This window comes from Pseudomonas sp. S2_C11 (assembly GCF_054668395.1).
Genome location: NZ_CP162765.1, coordinates 4,584,307 through 4,599,558 on the forward strand (window position 1 = coordinate 4,584,307; position 15,252 = coordinate 4,599,558).

Genomic DNA, 15,252 nt, shown 5'->3' on the forward strand with positions numbered 1-15,252 from the left:
TTCACCGGGCAATGAGTTCGGGGCCGTTTAGGATTCGACGCCGGTTGCGAAACTCTAGGTGCATGCCGACTTGGTAACAGAAGTCGTAAATCCACTGTTGCAACTACTTATAGTTGCCAATGACGACCAATACGGTGTTGCTCTCGCTGCTTAATTGCAGCTGACAATGCTCCTGGTACCTTCGGGTCCAGCAATCATCAGGGGATGTCTGTAAACCCGAAATGATTGTCATATAGAACAGAATCGCCGTGCAGTACGTTGTGGACGAAGCGGCTAAAACTTACACAACTCGCCCAAAGCACCCTGCCCGTCGGGTCGCTGAGGGTTAACTTAATAGACACGGCTACGCATGTAGTACCGACAGCGGAGTACTGGCGGACGGGGGTTCAAATCCCCCCGGCTCCACCAAATAATCATCTAAAGACGTCCACGGACGTCTTTTTTTGTGCCTGAAATCCAGTAAATACGGGGGTTTCAGGGCCATTGAGCTCCACAGCGCTTCAGGCAGATCCATTTTGAACTGTATTCCAAGGCGTATTCCAAGCCCGTGACTGGTAAATTTTGGAATACACAAACAGCGTTGGAGTACCCATGGGAGCCCGAGCCACACGCCTTTCAGACCTAAAAATCAAAGCCGCCAAGCCCAAGGACAAAGACCCACCAACTCTCAACGACAAAGCCCGCCCAGTGCGGGCTTTGTCGCATCTGGGGTTAGTCGAATGGCCGCCCATTTCCTTCACATTCTCAAGCCTGCCGGTGGCTGTGAATGTTCGACGTTGTACAAAAGGACGCTGGGGCGGCACCGATTCGGCTCACTCTCCAATTAAACGAAACCAATTTGGCTGTAAGACGATTGCGCTTGTGTGATAGCAAAACCACAGCCATCCCCTTACCATTCCGCGGCTGGCTGGACGCCTCGCAGAGAAAACCGGTTCGCATGTGGAAACTCAACCTGCACAAGGAAGGCAATAAACCATGAGCTTCATCGAAACAATCCAATCCAAGGAAGTCGATATCTACATATCGGCGTTCTTCACCATCCTCGGCCTGATTCTGGGAGCCATTCTGGATCGGGTACTGAAAGGCGATTCTCCACAATCCACCAAACAGCCGGGCCATTCGGTAAACCTGACCTTCAACACGGTGGTCAATCCACCGCTGGGCGTGAACGCCGCCAGCACAAGCCAGGATATGACTCCAGTCATCTTCATGATGATGGTGATTGCCGGGCTGATTTATGTGTTTTTCCGGGCCGAGATACTCAACCTGCTTTCCTGGATCACGCTATTCACCATTTCACTATGGGCTGGCGGCACCTTGCATAGCCTTTACCGAGGCTTCTTCGCGGGCATTAAGTGGATCGTTGCGCTGTTGTTTTGCTTGGCATTTTGCGTGGCCGCGACGTATGTCACCGACGAAGCTTTTATGCCCACCCTAGCGCCGCAAAACTTTCAGTACAGCCAGCAGATCATCAATGAGCAGGGCCTGACGGGAATAAAAAAATTTTTCGTCTTGCTGGACATGCACTGGTTCTTGCTACACCTGATAGGCGTACTGCTGTTTATCTATACCAGCCTTCGGATGATGCTTTTTTCAACCTACTTCATCGTTGCGGGTGCACATGCCAATAACAACGGTACTCACGAACCTTGGCTTTCCAGAAAAACCCGCAAGTACGCCAATCTGCGCAAAAACATCATCTTCATGCCTATCCTGCTGGTTCTCGCGTACCTGCTTACCTCGGGTCTTGCTTTCGACTGGTTCATCCACACGATGCCAAATCAGGTCAATGCGTTGATGAACACGGTGCTGTATGGGCGCTGATATTTTCATCGTGCGCTGGAGATCGACTGTCGGGACATCAACCCGGTCGGCAGAAGCGAGATGAACTTTTCTTCACTACGCCCACCCGACCAATCCCATAAAATCCCCCCGCTCATTCAAGAAACTACGGTTCGCCCGCGCTCCTAGCGGGCTTTTTTTCGCCTCGGCTTCTCCATATCTTGCCGCTCCCCACCATATGCGCGACTCTGCCTGCAGATCCCTCGCCAAGGAGCGCTCGATGCCGCTGTTATCCCTGCCCTGCCCGCGCCTGACCCTTGCCATCCTCTCCCCCGATCAAGCCGAGCTCGAAAGCGCGTTCTACCAGCGCAACCTCCGCCACCTGGCGCCGTGGTCGCCCATCCGCACCACCGACTACTTCTCCACCGCCAACATCCGTCGTCGCTTGGAGATCCAGGCCAGTGCTTTCGAAGCCGGGTTAGCCATGCATTTCGCGCTGCTGTCGTCGGACGGTCAGCAGATGATCGGTGCGTGCAATTTCAGCGGGGTTATTCGTGGGGCGTTTCAGGCGTGTTATTTGGGTTATCACATCGATGAGGCGCATCAGGGGCTGGGTTTGATGCAGGAGGGGCTGGAGGCGGGGATTGGTTATATGTTCGATGTGCAGAATCTGCATCGGATCATGGCCAATTACATTCCGGGCAATGAGCGCAGTGCGCGGTTGCTTGAGCGTTTGGGTTTCGAGCGTGAGGGCTATGCGAAGGCGTATCTGAACATTGCCGGGCGTTGGCAGGATCATGTGCTGACGGCGCTGGTCAATCCGGGGTTCGAGGCGCCGGATCAGCGTTGGTCGCGGCGCCTGGGTTGAGTTGCGCGAAACCTGTCAGACAAAAATCCTTTCAGCTCTCGGGTTTGCGGCCGATACAGACCTGCTAACACCCCTGCTGGCTCAAAAGAACAACAATCTTCCAGCTTAACTGACGACCAAGAAACCCAACGTTTCTGGAGGATTTGCATGAATAGCTGGTTCGGTAACATCAGCGTGAACATGAAACTCGGCCTGGGCTTCGGCCTGGTGCTGGCCCTGACCTGCATTCTGGCGCTGACCGGCTGGACCAGCCTCGGCGGCCTGATCGACCGCAGCAACTGGATGAGCGACATTACCCAGCTCAACGCTGGCCTGACCAAACTGCGCGTGGTGCGCCTGCAATACATGCTGACCAACGGCGACGAAACCGCCGCGCAGAATGTGCAGACCACCCTGGAAAGCTTCGCCGCTCAGCAGCAGGCGTTGATCAGCAAGTTCAAGAGTCCGGAGAACGTCAAACTGCTCAAGCAGCAGGCGGCGACCATCGCTGAATACCAGACCTCGCTGAACAAAATGCGCAACGCCTATCGCACCGGCAACAGCGCCCGCGACACCATGAGCGTCAACGCTCAGAGCGCGTACAACCTGATCGAATCGATCAGCCAGCGCGTGCAGCAGATGGAGTTGAGCGATCAGCGTTTCGAGCAGTTCCAGGCGGTTACTGCAGCGAAGGAAGCGTTCATCCTCGCGCGCTATGAAGTGCGTGGTTACACCGCGACCAGCAACGCCGAGACCGAGCAGAAAGCCGTCGGCCAGATCGACGCGGCCATCGCCAGCCTCAAGCCACTGAATGCGCAATTTGCCGCGACTCAGCAGGATGCCTTGCGCCAATTGGAAACCGCGCTGACCAGCTATCGCGGCGCGTTGATGGCGTACAAGAACGCCAACACCGAAGCCGTGCAGGCGCGTAAGGAAATGACCGATCAGGGCACCACCATCGTCGCCCTGAGCGAACAGCTGTACCAGATCCAGCTTGATCGCCGTGACGCCGAAAGTGCCCAGGCGCGCACCTTCCAGTTGATCAGTACGTTGCTGGCGCTGCTGGTTGGCGTGATTGCGGCGGTAATCATCACCCGTCAGATCACCCGTCCGTTGCAGGAAACCCTCGCCGTGGTCGAGCGCATCGCCAGCGGCGACCTGACCCAGAACGTCACCGTCACCCGTCGCGACGAACTCGGCGTGTTGCAGCAAGGCATTGCGCGCATGGGCGTGACCCTGCGCGACTTGATCAGCGGCATCCGCGACGGCGTCACCCAGATTGCCAGCGCCGCCGAAGAGTTGTCGGCCGTGACCGAGCAGACCAGCGCCGGTGTGAACAGCCAGAAAGTCGAGACCGATCAGGTCGCCACTGCCATGCACGAAATGACTGCCACCGTGCAGGAAGTTGCGCGCAATGCCGAGGAAGCGTCGCAAGCTGCCGCTGCTGCGGACGGCGAGGCCCGTGAAGGCGACAAGGTTGTGAATGAGGCCATCGCGCAGATCGAGCGTCTGGCCAGCGAAGTGGTGCGTTCGACCGAAGCGATGAGCGTGCTGCAACAGGAAAGCGACAAGATTGGTAGCGTCATGGACGTGATCAAGGCTGTCGCCGAACAGACCAACCTGCTCGCACTCAACGCCGCGATCGAAGCAGCGCGTGCCGGTGAAGCCGGGCGTGGGTTTGCCGTGGTCGCCGATGAGGTGCGCGGTCTGGCTCAGCGTACGCAGAAGTCGACTGAGGAAATCGAAGGTCTGGTCGCCGGTCTGCAGAACGGCACCCAGCAGGTTTCGGCAGTGATGAACAACAGCCGCGCGCTGACCGACAGCAGCGTCGCCCTGACGCGCAAGGCCGGCGCCTCGCTGGAAAACATCACCCGTACAGTGTCGAACATCCAGTCGATGAACCAGCAGATCGCCGCCGCTGCCGAACAGCAAAGCGCCGTGGCCGAAGAGATCAGCCGCAGCATCATCAACGTGCGCGACGTGTCCGAGCAGACCGCAGCGGCGAGTGATGAGACGGCAGCGTCGAGTGTTGAACTGGCGCGGTTGGGTGGTCAGTTGCAGCAGATGGTCAGCCACTTCCGCGTTTGATTTTGGTTTTGCGCTGAAGCTGAAATCGAATCGCGGGCAAGCCCGCTCCCACATTGGATTTGTGTGGCTCGCAGGATTTTGAGCACACCGCAATACCCCTGTGGGAGCGGGCTTGCCCGCGATGGCGGTGGGTCAGTCAAATCAACATTGCCTGACGCTGCGCCTTCGCGAGCAGGCTCGCTCCCACATTGGATTTCTGTGGGTCGCTGGATTTTGAGCACACCGCAATACCCCTGTGGGAGCGGGCTTGCCCGCGATGGCGGTGGGTCAATCCAATCAACATTGCCTGACACTGCGCCTTCGCGAGCAGGCTCGCTCCCACATTTGGATTTGTGTGACTCACAGGATTTTGAGCTCACCGAAAATCCCTGTGGGAGCGGGCTTGCCCGCGATGGCGGTGGGTCAGTCAAACCAACGTCGCCTGACACTGCGCCTTCGCGAGCAGGCTCGCTCCCATATTGGATTTGTGTGGGTCGCTGGATTTTGAGCACACCGCAAAATTCCTGTGGGAGCGGGCTTGCCCGCGATGGCGGTGGGTCAGTCAAATCAACATTGCTTGACGCTGCGCCTTCGCGAGCAGGCTCGCTCCCACAGGGGTCTATGGTGTCAGGACTATTCGGGATACCCGGTGATTTTGCGGATGCTTTGGTACAGCGGTTTGAGCTGCCGGTACATCCGCAAATACACCTCTCTGTACAACTGCTCATAGATCCTCTGCGCCTCGGGTTGTGGGTTAAAGACCGCTCCAACCCGAGTCATCGCCGCAATGGCCGATGGGAAATCCCTGTGCAGTCCCAACCCCACCGCGCAGCATATCGCCGCCCCCAACCCGGACGCTTCATACACATGCGGACGCTCTGCCGGCAGGCCGAAGATGTTGGCGGTCAGTTGCATGGCGGCGTCGCTTTGTGAGCCGCCGCCGGCGACGCGCAGGCGTTTGATCGAGACCTTTGAGCGTCGCTCGATGTTCTCCATGCCCTGGCGCAGCGCGTAGGCCAGGCCTTCGAGAATCGCCCGGTAGATGTGCGCGCGGGTGTGTACGTCGCCGAAGCCGATCATCGCGCCTTTGGCTTCCACGCCCGGTTCGCGGATGCCCGGTGACCAGTAGGGTTGCAGCATCAGGCCCATCGAGCCTGGGGGCACTTCGTTGACCAGCGCGTCGAACAGTTGCTCCGGCTCGATGCCCTGGGCTTTCGCCTGCTGCATTTCGCGCAGGCCGAATTCGTTCTTGAACCAGCTGACCATCCAGTAGCCGCGATAGATCATCACTTCGCAGTTGTACTGATCGGGCACGGCCGAGGGGTACGGCGGGATCAGCGGGACGATTTCCAGGTAGCGCGAGCGGGTGCTGGTGATGGTCGCGGTGGTGCCGTAGGACAGGCACACGGTGCGCGCATCGACCACGCCGGAGCCGATCACTTCGCAGGCCTTGTCCGCGCCCGCCGCGATCAGCGGCAGCCCTTCGGGAATGCCGGTGTGCCGGGCGGCTTCGCCGCTGATATAGCCGAGGGTTTCGCCGGGTTTGTGCAGGGTCGGCAACTGCTCCGGGCGCACCGCCAGTGCCTGCCATTTCCAGTCGCGCGGCGCCGCCCATTTCAGCCGTTTGAAGTCGAAGGGCAGATAGCCGACGCAGCAGCCGACCGAATCGACGAAGCGCCCGCACAAGCGATGGGTGAGAAAACCCGAGAGCAGCAAAAACTTGTCAGTCGCCGCCCACACCTCGGGCTGATGCCGGGCGATCCAGTTGGCCTCGGCCTGGGCGCGGAAATAATCCACCGTCGCTTGGGCGCCGACCAGCTTGAACAGCCAGCCCCACGGCCCTTTGATGCTGCCCTCGACCTCAGCCTGACGTTGATCGAGCCAGACAATTGCCGGGCGCAGCGGTTTGCCCTCGGCGTCGACATTGATCACGGTGCCGCGCTGGGTGGTCAGAGACACGCCGGCAATCTGCGCACGGTCGATGCCGGTCTGCTGCCAGAGTTGCTGGCAGGCCTCGCCGAGTTTCGCCCAGTAATATTCCGGATCCTGCTCGGCCCAACCGGGTTGCGTCGAGTAGTACGCCTGCAAGTCAACTTTGCCTTTGCCGAGCAGATTGCCCTGCAGATCGAAGAGCAATGCGCGCACGCTCTGGGTGCCGTTGTCGATCGCTAACAGGTATTTCATGGCGTGATCTCCGGCAAGCCGTGATCGCGCAGCCACAACAATCGATAACGCTGAATTTCCGCTAGCCAGCGCTCATCGTCCCAAGCCAATCGCGACTGGCAGAGCGTGCGAATTGCAGGCAGATAATCCTCACCACCGCGCGGCAGCAACAGGCCCAAACGGGTGCGACGCAGCAGCAAATCATCCAGGTGCAGAATCATTTCCGCCTCGCAGGCGAACGCCAGCTCTGCCCACAACGTATCGGTGGCGCCAACCGTTTCCAGACCGAGTTCGCCGAGCAATTGCGCCAGCCTCGGCAGGTATCGACCGTGACGTCCGGCCAAGCGTCGCCATTGATTGCCGCTCAGTCCCGCAATCGTCAGCGGCGGCACAGCGGCGAACACCGGCGCGCCGTCATCGACAAAAGAACGCCCGAGCATCACCGCACACGCCTTGAGCACTTCGATCGCTTGCGGGCGAAATGTGGTCAGTTTGCCGCCGGCCAAAGTCACGCAACCCGGTTCCTGCCACAGCACATGTTCGCGGGTCTCGTTGGACGGTTTGCCCTGCTGCGCACCCGTCGCGCTACCGACCACCGGACGCACGCCTGACCAGGTCGACAGCACATCGTCGACACCAATTTCGGCGCCGGGAAATTGCTGCTGGCACGCGGCGAGCAGATAGTCGAGTTCGTCGCTGGAAATGCGCGCGCTGTGGTCGAGGTCCTCGCGGTGATCGAGGTCCGTGGTGCCGACCACCGTCGCGCCTTCCCACGGAAACACGAACACCGGGCGCCGATCGCGCGCATGCAGAAAAGTGAATGCCTGCGCCACTGGCAGACGCCAGCCCGGCAGCAACAGATGACTGCCGCGCAACGGTCGCAATTGCTTCGCAGCGTCAGCGGGACGGAGGCGCTCAGCCCACGCGCCTGTGGCCACGGCCAACACAGCGGAGCGCAATTGCAGCGTCGCGCCGCCCTCGCCATCTTCGATCTGAACCCCGCACACCCGCCCGCCTTCACGCAGCAGTTGCGTGACCCGCACACCACTGATAATCACCGCACCATCGGCCCGGGCCTCGCGCAGTACGCGCATCACCAGCCGCGCGTCATCGGTCAGGGCATCGACAAAACAGCTGCCGCCGAGCAGGCCGTTTTCCTTCACCCCCGGGGCGAGAAAACGCAGTTGCTGCGCGTCATGAAAACGATGGTTGCGCCGCCCCGCCAGCGCGTCGTACACCGAGAGCAAGCCGCCCATGACGCGCGGCCCGGGAAAGCCGCCGCGATAGTGCGGCATCATGAAACTCATCGGCTCGACCAGCCCCGGCGCTTCATCAAGCAAACGCTGGCGCTCGCGCACCGAATCGCGGGTCAGGCGCCACTGGCCCTTGGCGATGTAACGCAAACCGCCGTGGACCATTTTCGACGATCGGCTGGAGGTGCCCCAGGCAAAATCGCGCTGCTCCAGCAGCAGACAACGCCAGCCCCGGCGCGCCGCTTCGCGGACGATCCCGGCGCCGCTGATGCCGCCGCCGATGACGATCAGGTCCCAGGTTTCATCCGCCAGCGTCGGCAGAATCTGCTCGCGCCATTGCGCGTGCCAGTTCGCCATCATGGCCGCGACTCTGGCAATAACGTGCCGGGATTGAGGCGCCCTTCCGGGTCGAAATGTTCACTCAGCGCCTGCAACGTCTGCATCGCCAGCGGGCCTTTTTCGCGCAGCAGATAGGGCGCGTGATCCTTGCCGACGCCATGCTGATGGCTGATGGTGCCGTGGTTGTCGACGATGGTCTGGCTGGCCGCGTGTTTGAGCATCCGCCAGCGCGCCAGCGTCGCGGCATAGTCGGCTGCCGGGCGAAATACGTAGGTGGTGTAGATGCTTGAGCCCTCGCCGTAGACGTGCGAGAGATGAGTGAAGACATGCACCCGTTCGCCCTCGGCGGCCAAGGCGTCGCGCAGGCTGTTTTCGATGAGGCTGAGCAAGTGGTCGACGTTGCTCCAGTCGGTGGCGGTTTCGAGGGTGTCGACCACGTAACCGGCGTTCCACAGGTTCTCGCGCAGGTAGGGAAAGCGGAAACGGTTCTGCGCCCACTTCTTGCCCAGCAGCGTGCCGGTGAACACGCCGCCGAAGGCTTTCAGATGCTGGCGCGCGTGTTTCAGTGACAGTGCGTTTTGCTGGCGATTGCCGGTGACGCCGAAGGTCAGCAGGCATTTGCCGTCGCCGGCGCCGCGCAGCTTGAGGTACTTTTCCAGCCAGGCGATCTGTTGCGGATGGCCGGCCAGCGCCAGTTGCGTTTCGGTTTCCACCGCGTTCGACAGACGCAGCATCGACAGCGGTACGCGCGCCTGCGCCAATTGGCGGATCGCTTGCAGCGCCTGCGGCCAATCGGGCAGAAACACGCCGTAGAAACGCTCGTCCGCCGGCAACGCACTGACTCGCACTTTGACTTCGGAAATGATCCCGAAACGGCCCTCGCAACCGAGCACCATTTCACGCAGATCGGGACCTGCCGCCGACGCGGGAAAGGTTGGAATCTGCAGAGGCCCGGCGAAGGTTTCCAGGGTGCCGCCGGCAAACAATTGCTCGATCCGCCCGTAGCGCAACGACTGCTGGCCACTGGAACGACTGGCCACCCAACCGCCCAGCGTCGACAGCTCCCACGACTGCGGAAAATGCCCCAGCGTGTAGCCGCGCGCGCGCAATTGGCTTTCGACTTGCGGCCCGCTGGCGCCGGGGCCGAATGTCGCCAGCAGGCTCTGTTCGTCGAGGTCGGTCAGGCGATTCATCCGCGCCAGCGACACCGTCAGCACTGGGCGCGCGGAGTTTGGCGGATTGATGTGCCCGGCCACCGACGTGCCGCCGCCATAGGGAATCAGGCACAGATCCTGATCATGGGCGAGCGCCAGCAATTGGCGGATCTGCTCGGCGGTTTCGGGAAAGGCCACGGCATCGGGATACGTGCCCAGCGCACCTTCGCGTAATGCCAACCAGTCCGGCAGGCTCTGGCCGCGGGCGTGCAGCAGGCGATCGTGAGTATCGACGCTGTACAAGCGATGAGGCACCAGACGCGAGGTCGGCACTTGCGCCAACGCCGCCGCCAGGGTCGCATCGGGCAACGCGTGGCCAGCGCCCAAGCGTTCATGGAGAAACGTCGCGCCTTGGGCCGGCAGTTCGACCACCGTGCCTGCCTCTCCCCAGCCGTTCCAGCGTCGCATGCGTGTGTCCTTTTTCTGCCGTTGGATCAAGCTTGCATACTAGTCAGCGCTGGAGATCTGTCACGGTCGCATCCGGCCAGATCCTGTAGCGAATGGCGCCAAACGTCCGGGCATTTACTTTCGCCGGGCAATCCACTTACCTTGCGGCATTCATTCGCTCACGCGCCGTCGATCAAAGGACCGCGACCATGCCATCGCTCGGCTTCACTTCCGTTCCGCCGCTGCTCAAATACCTGCGTCACGCCGAACAGTTGGGCATGGCCATCGAGCCTGCATTGGCGGCGGCCGGGTTGCAGGCGCAGCAGTTGAGCGACAACACCTTGCGCCTGCCGGGCGAGGTTCACGAGCGCTTGCTGGATTATTTCTGCGAGCACTCGGGCGATGGGTTGTTCGGGCTGCATGCGGCGAATTTCGTCCTGCCCAATTCGTGGAGCGTACTCGGTTACATCACCATGAATTGCGCAACGCTGGGCGATGCGATGAGCCGGATCATGCCGTTCGAAAAACTCGTCGGCGACATGGGCGTCAGCCGCGCCGAGGTGCAGGGCGAGCACGTGCATCTGATCTGGACCTGCCGCTACGAGCGGCCACGAATTCGTCGGCATCTGGTGGAAAACGTGCTCGGTTCGTGGCTGCACTATGCGCGCTGGATCGCCGACACGCAGCTGTCGCCGGCCTGCGTATGGCTGGAGCATGCGCGGCCGGATGCGGTGACGCAGGCCGAGTACGAGGCGTTTTTTGGTTGCCCGGTGCGGTTCGATCAGGCGTGTTCGGCGCTGGTGGTGCCGCTGGATTATTTGCAGTTGCCGCTGCGCCAGGCCGATGCGCAATTGCTGCGAACCCTGGAAGAACACGCGATGGGTTTGCTGGCGACGCTGGAAGAGGCGTCGCTGGCGCAGCAGGTGAAAAACATCCTGCGCGGTTTGCTCAAGGAGGGCTTGCCGCGCAAGGAGCAAGTGGCGGAGCAGCTCAGCGTCTCGGTGCGCACGTTGCAGCGGCAATTGCAGCACGCGGGGACGTCGTATCAGCAGATTCTCGATGAGCTGCGTCAGGAACTGGCCGAGCATTATTTGCTCAACAGTACGTTGCCGATTCAGGACATTGCGCAGTATCTGGGCTTCACCGAACCGCGCTCTTTTCATCGCACGTTCAAGAGCTGGCGCGGGATGCCGCCGGGGGAGTTTCGGCTGCGGAATCGGCGGTGATGCAGATGGCCTCTTCGCGAGCAGGCTCGCTCCCACAGTAGTTCTCGGTTGTCTGCATTTCCGAGTTCACCGCAGATCCCCTGTGGGAGCGAGCCTGCTCGCGAAGGCGTCATTTGCCACACCGATTAAACGCGTCTTGGCACAACTGTTTAAAGCCGCCAGACATTCAGCGAAACCACCCACAATTCCTTGCGCCGCTGCCTACGCCTGCGCCAGAATCCGCCGGCTTGTGCGCCTTGGGGCCTGCCGTTAACTTGATTCGGTCACTGATTTCTCAGTGATCGAGCTTAGCGGCTCGGACAGCATTCCGGTTGTACAAGTCCAATCCGGTCAGGCTCCCGCCTGCACTCGATGGTGGCTGTGCGCATGGCATCTTCGGATGCACCGGGTTGAATGCTTACCGGTCCGCTAACTTGCGCACAGCTGCCTCCCTTTGCTTAGCGGCGAAACGGATGCAGCTTCATAAGAGGCAAGCATTCATGTTCAAAGTAACCCCAAACCCGCCCCCCACCGACTCGGCATCCCCCTACGAATCCGCCGACTCGAAGAAATTCCACGAAGCCGCCGACCGCGCCCTCGACCATTACCTCGGCCCGTCCAGCGCTGAGTTCATGGCCCCGCCCTACAAATCCAACACGCTGTACATGGCCAATCCCGAGGCCGACAACGAATCGCTGCTGGCCGATGCCTGCGAAACCCTGGGGTCGGCGACGGTGATGCTCAACGATCAGGCGGGGCTGGTGAACGGCTCGCAGCGCAAGACGTTGCAGGGCATTGCGCAGATTGTGATGGTCGCGGAGATGGCGGTGAATCGGGTGCTGGATCGGTTGGTGCCGACTGATTGAGGGTTTTTGGGGGATTTGGTGTGGGCTGATTTTGGTGGGGTGTCAGGGATTGCCCTCACCCCAGCCCTCTCCCAGAGGGAGAGGGGGCCGACCGTGCGATGCTCACGAAATACGCCGACCTGAAATGATCGCTGTGAATCCATATTCGACACGGTCGTTCAGGTAGACGTTTGAAGCACGGTCAACTCGGTCGGTCCCCTCTCCCCTCCGGGGGAGGGCTAGGGTGAGGGGCTTTTGATCTCAGGCATGCAGATCAAAGACTGATCGCATTGGTAAACACCAACCGATTGCCAAACGGATCGGCAATGGTCATGTCCTGACTCCCCCAAGGCATCGCCTGAATCTGCGGATGGGAAAACTTGTAATCCTTGGCCATCAGTTGCTGCTGAAACGCCTCCAGCTCATCGGTCTCGATACGCAGCGCCGAACCCGGGCAGGCATCGCCGTGATGCTCGGACAGATGCAGCACACACTCGCCCCGCGACACCTGCAGATACAGCGGAAAATTCGCTTCGAAGCGATGCTGCCAGTCGATCTTGAAACCGAGAAAATCGACGTAAAACTCGACAGCCTTGGCCTCATCGAAGATCCGCAGGATCGGGGTGGTTTTGCCGAAGCTCATGGGGTGCTCCCTGACTGATTGGCCCCACAATGTAGACGGGGAGGATGTCAGCAAATCGGCTTGTGGATGGCTTTCTTTAATTGCACAGTGCCACTATGAGACATGGATCAAAAGATCGCAGCCTTCGATCTCCTGTAGGAGCTGCCGAAGGCTGCGATCTTTTGGCGCCATCATCATCAATAAAATCCTTCGCGCAAATTACCTTCGCGAGCCAGAAACCGCCCTGCCCTGCTGCCATTCGCCTGCCCGTCGCGATAACTCAACACGCCGTTGACCCAAACCCCGTCAATCCCCTGCGCCGCCCGCTGCGGATCGTTGAAATCGGCCACGTCACGCACGGTTTGCGGATCAAACAACACCAGATCCGCCCAATGTCCTTCACGAATCTCGCCTCTTTCCTGCAAGCCAAAACGCGCCGCCGACAGGCCGGTCATTTTGTGCACGGCGGTGTGCAGCGGAAACAGGCCGACGTCGCGACTGAAGTGGCCCAGCACCCGTGGGAAAGCGCCCCACAGGCGCGGATGCGGGAACGGGTCTTCGGGCAGTCCGTCGGAGCCGACCATCGAAAGCGGATGAGCGAGGATTCTTCTGACATCGGCCTCGTCCATGCCGTAATACACCGCGCCCGCCGGTTGCAGACGTTTCGCGGTTTCTTCCAGCGACAGTTTCCATTCGCCAGCAATGTCGATCAGGTCGCGCCCGCTGACTTCCGGATGCGGCGTCGACCAGGTAATGGTGATGCGGTGGGCGTCGGTGACTTGCTTCAAATCCAGGGTCGAGGAACTCGCCGCATAGGGATAGCAATCGCAGCCGACCGGATGGGTTTTCGCTGCCTCTTCCAGAGCTTCGAGCAATTGCGGACTGCGCCCCCAGTTACCGACGCCGGCGCATTTGAGGTGGGAAATGATCACCGGTGACTGCGCGTGGCGGCCGATCTGAAACGCTTCGTCCATCGCCTCCAGCACCGGGGCGAATTCGCTGCGCAGATGGGTGGTGTACACCGCGCCGAACGCCGTCAGTTCTTCGGTCAGTTGCATGACTTCATCGGTGGACGCGTTGAAGGCGCTGGCGTAGGCCAGACCTGTGGATAAGCCCAACGCGCCGGCCTCGAGGCTGTCACGCAACTGCACGCGCATGGCGGTGATTTCGTCGGGCGTTGCAGTGCGGAACAAGTCGTCGAGGTGATTGCTGCGCAGCGCGGTGTGGCCGACCAGTGCCGCAACGTTCAACGTGGTGTTGGCCGCTTCGACGGCAGCGCGGTAGTCGCTGAAACGCGGGTAGACGAACGCCGCTGCGCTGCCGAGCAGGTTCATCGGATCGGGTGGATTGCCCTTCAAGGTGACCGGCGAAGCGCTGATGCCGCAGTTGCCGACAATCACCGTGGTCACGCCTTGGCTAAGCTTGGGCAGCATCTCGGGTTGGCGAATGACCACCGTGTCGTCGTGGGTGTGCACGTCGATGAAACCCGGCGCCAGCACCCGGCCGGCGGCGTCGATTTCTTCGCTGGCGCGGGCGTCAGGCAGATCGCCGATGCGCTCGATGCGGCCATTGAGAATCGCCACGTCTGCGCGGTAGCCCGGCGTGTTGCTGCCGTCGATGACCAGCGCGTTGCGGATCAGGGTGTCGTACTGCATGTCAGTCTCCCAGCGGCAGGCGATCGTCGCCGCCACGGTATTCGTCGAGGGCGAGTTTGATTCGCCGCAGACGTTCTTGATTGTCTTCAGGGCTGGCCAGCGCCAATTCGGTGGCGAGCACGTCGATGGCCAACAGCATGCCGTAGCGCGCCGCCGTCGGTTTGTAGATGAACGAGGTTTCCGCGCCTTGCAGCGGCAGGACGACGTCGGCCAGTTCGGCCAACGGTGAATCGCCGCGAGTGATGGCGAGAATGCGCGCGCCGTAATTGCGCGCCAGCTCCACGGTTTCCAAAAGCTCCGGGGTGATGCCGGTCAGCGAGCAGGCAATCAGCACTTGCTCGGCGTTCAAACTGGCGGCGGTGACGCGCATCATCACCGCGTCATGACACACCGCAATCGGGTAACCGAGGCGCACCAGACGCACCTGCAGTTCATCGCTGCACAGGGTCGAGCAACCGCCCATGCCGAACGCGTGAATCATCCGCGCCTGGCTGAGCAATTTCACTGCGTCGGCGAACCGCGATTCGTCAAATCCGGCCAGATGCTGGCGCAGGGTGGTTTCGATGTCGCCGACGATCTGCCCATAGAACGCCGACTGCTCGGGCGTGCCTGCCGGGTCGAGAAAACGGCTGCCAACGCCGCTGGCCTGGGCCAGTTGCAGGCGCAGATCGCGCAAGTCGCGGCAGCCGACCGTGCGGGCAAAGCGCGACAGCGTGGCGGTGCTGACCTCGGCGCGTTGTGCGAGGTCTTCGAGGCTGGCGCTGGCGGCAAAGCCGACATCGTCGAGCATCAACCGCGCAATGCGCCCCTCGCCGGCACTGAAGGAATCCTGGCGGGCGCGGATCTGGTAGAGGATGTCCATGGGCGGCGGGC

The 15,252-nt window shown here is 61.0% G+C and carries 12 protein-coding genes, 1 other RNA gene and 1 pseudogene; 8 read left to right on the top strand and 6 right to left on the bottom strand.

All coding sequences use genetic code 11. From position 1 onward, the window contains the following. Positions 1-19 precede the first annotated feature (19 nt). The 6 genes and pseudogenes from ssrA to AB4N48_RS20800 all read left to right on the top strand — a co-directional run bounded on the left by ssrA (position 20) and on the right by AB4N48_RS20800 (position 4,717). Positions 20-408: a transfer-messenger RNA gene (gene ssrA / locus AB4N48_RS20775) on the top strand. Positions 409-766: 358 nt separating this feature from the next. Beyond that, positions 767-979 (top strand): hypothetical protein, encoded by a 213-nt coding sequence (locus tag AB4N48_RS20780; RefSeq protein WP_156388155.1) that lies wholly within the window; start codon positions 767-769, stop codon positions 977-979. Then, positions 976-1,824 (top strand): hypothetical protein, encoded by an 849-nt coding sequence (locus tag AB4N48_RS20785; protein ID WP_460094239.1) that lies wholly within the window; start codon positions 976-978, stop codon positions 1,822-1,824. The genes AB4N48_RS20780 and AB4N48_RS20785 overlap by 4 nt, the downstream gene beginning before the upstream one ends. 238 nt (positions 1,825-2,062) lie before the next feature. Further along, positions 2,063-2,650 carry a GNAT family N-acetyltransferase gene (locus AB4N48_RS20790; protein WP_252877409.1) on the top strand — a complete coding sequence of 196 codons (588 nt, stop codon included), beginning with the start codon at positions 2,063-2,065 and terminating at the stop codon, positions 2,648-2,650. 282 nt (positions 2,651-2,932) lie between these two features. Continuing rightward, positions 2,933-3,811, top strand: a pseudogene (locus AB4N48_RS20795) (methyl-accepting chemotaxis protein); the annotation flags it as partial. A 201-nt stretch (positions 3,812-4,012) separates the two neighbouring features. After that, positions 4,013-4,717 (top strand): methyl-accepting chemotaxis protein, encoded by a 705-nt coding sequence (locus AB4N48_RS20800; protein ID WP_370593651.1) that lies wholly within the window; start codon positions 4,013-4,015, stop codon positions 4,715-4,717. Positions 4,718-5,329: 612 nt separating this feature from the next. Here the strand turns inward: AB4N48_RS20800 and AB4N48_RS20805 are convergent. From AB4N48_RS20805 to AB4N48_RS20815, 3 genes are read right to left on the bottom strand one after another with little or no spacing between them, the layout of a single operon-like run. Beyond that, on the bottom strand, positions 5,330-6,880 hold the full coding sequence (locus tag AB4N48_RS20805) for an FGGY-family carbohydrate kinase (RefSeq protein ID WP_460094240.1): 1,551 nt from the start codon (positions 6,878-6,880) through the stop codon (positions 5,330-5,332). Next, a complete protein-coding gene (locus AB4N48_RS20810; RefSeq protein WP_460094241.1) occupies positions 6,877-8,472 on the bottom strand; it encodes a glycerol-3-phosphate dehydrogenase/oxidase in 1,596 nt (531 codons plus the stop codon). The genes AB4N48_RS20805 and AB4N48_RS20810 overlap by 4 nt, the downstream gene beginning before the upstream one ends. Further along, positions 8,469-10,073 (bottom strand): FAD-binding oxidoreductase, encoded by a 1,605-nt coding sequence (locus AB4N48_RS20815; RefSeq protein WP_236169269.1) that lies wholly within the window; start codon positions 10,071-10,073, stop codon positions 8,469-8,471. Before AB4N48_RS20815 ends, AB4N48_RS20810 begins: the two co-directional genes overlap by 4 nt. 188 nt (positions 10,074-10,261) lie before the next feature. Between AB4N48_RS20815 and gliR the strand changes: the two genes are divergently transcribed. Beyond that, positions 10,262-11,278, top strand: coding sequence for an AraC family transcriptional regulator GliR (gene gliR / locus AB4N48_RS20820; protein WP_460094242.1), 1,017 nt, complete (start codon positions 10,262-10,264; stop codon positions 11,276-11,278). Positions 11,279-11,757: 479 nt separating this feature from the next. Next, the gene (locus AB4N48_RS20825) at positions 11,758-12,123 is read left to right on the top strand and encodes a DUF6124 family protein (RefSeq protein ID WP_095180333.1); all 366 of its coding nucleotides are present in this window, start codon (positions 11,758-11,760) and stop codon (positions 12,121-12,123) included. A 253-nt stretch (positions 12,124-12,376) separates the two neighbouring features. Here AB4N48_RS20825 and AB4N48_RS20830 read toward each other — a convergent pair whose 3' ends face one another. The 3 genes from AB4N48_RS20830 to AB4N48_RS20840 form a co-directional block, all read right to left on the bottom strand. Next, positions 12,377-12,745 carry a glyoxalase superfamily protein gene (locus tag AB4N48_RS20830; protein ID WP_016771789.1) on the bottom strand — a complete coding sequence of 123 codons (369 nt, stop codon included), beginning with the start codon at positions 12,743-12,745 and terminating at the stop codon, positions 12,377-12,379. Between the two features lie 176 nt (positions 12,746-12,921). Next, positions 12,922-14,379, bottom strand: coding sequence for an N-acyl-D-amino-acid deacylase family protein (locus AB4N48_RS20835; RefSeq protein WP_095180332.1), 1,458 nt, complete (start codon positions 14,377-14,379; stop codon positions 12,922-12,924). 1 nt (position 14,380) lies between these two features. After that, entirely contained in the window at positions 14,381-15,241 is an 861-nt protein-coding gene (locus AB4N48_RS20840; RefSeq protein ID WP_056782832.1) for a MurR/RpiR family transcriptional regulator, read from the bottom strand. Between the last annotated feature and the right edge of the window lie 11 nt (positions 15,242-15,252).

Bases quoted from the DNA above. Each gene is read 5' to 3' on its own strand.
- AB4N48_RS20840 (WP_056782832.1), bottom strand. From the start codon at position 15,241: ATGGACATCCTCTACCAGATCCGCGCCCGCCAGGATTCCTTCAGTGCC.
- AB4N48_RS20780 (WP_156388155.1), top strand. From the start codon at position 767: ATGTTCGACGTTGTACAAAAGGACGCTGGGGCGGCACCGATTCGGCTC.
- AB4N48_RS20815 (WP_236169269.1), bottom strand. From the start codon at position 10,073: ATGCGACGCTGGAACGGCTGGGGAGAGGCAGGCACGGTGGTCGAACTG.
- AB4N48_RS20785 (WP_460094239.1), top strand. From the start codon at position 976: ATGAGCTTCATCGAAACAATCCAATCCAAGGAAGTCGATATCTACATA.
- AB4N48_RS20790 (WP_252877409.1), top strand. From the start codon at position 2,063: ATGCCGCTGTTATCCCTGCCCTGCCCGCGCCTGACCCTTGCCATCCTC.
- AB4N48_RS20830 (WP_016771789.1), bottom strand. From the start codon at position 12,745: ATGAGCTTCGGCAAAACCACCCCGATCCTGCGGATCTTCGATGAGGCC.
- AB4N48_RS20810 (WP_460094241.1), bottom strand. From the start codon at position 8,472: ATGATGGCGAACTGGCACGCGCAATGGCGCGAGCAGATTCTGCCGACG.
- gliR (WP_460094242.1), top strand. From the start codon at position 10,262: ATGCCATCGCTCGGCTTCACTTCCGTTCCGCCGCTGCTCAAATACCTG.
- AB4N48_RS20800 (WP_370593651.1), top strand. From the start codon at position 4,013: ATGACTGCCACCGTGCAGGAAGTTGCGCGCAATGCCGAGGAAGCGTCG.
- AB4N48_RS20805 (WP_460094240.1), bottom strand. From the start codon at position 6,880: ATGAAATACCTGTTAGCGATCGACAACGGCACCCAGAGCGTGCGCGCA.
- AB4N48_RS20825 (WP_095180333.1), top strand. From the start codon at position 11,758: ATGTTCAAAGTAACCCCAAACCCGCCCCCCACCGACTCGGCATCCCCC.
- AB4N48_RS20835 (WP_095180332.1), bottom strand. From the start codon at position 14,379: ATGCAGTACGACACCCTGATCCGCAACGCGCTGGTCATCGACGGCAGC.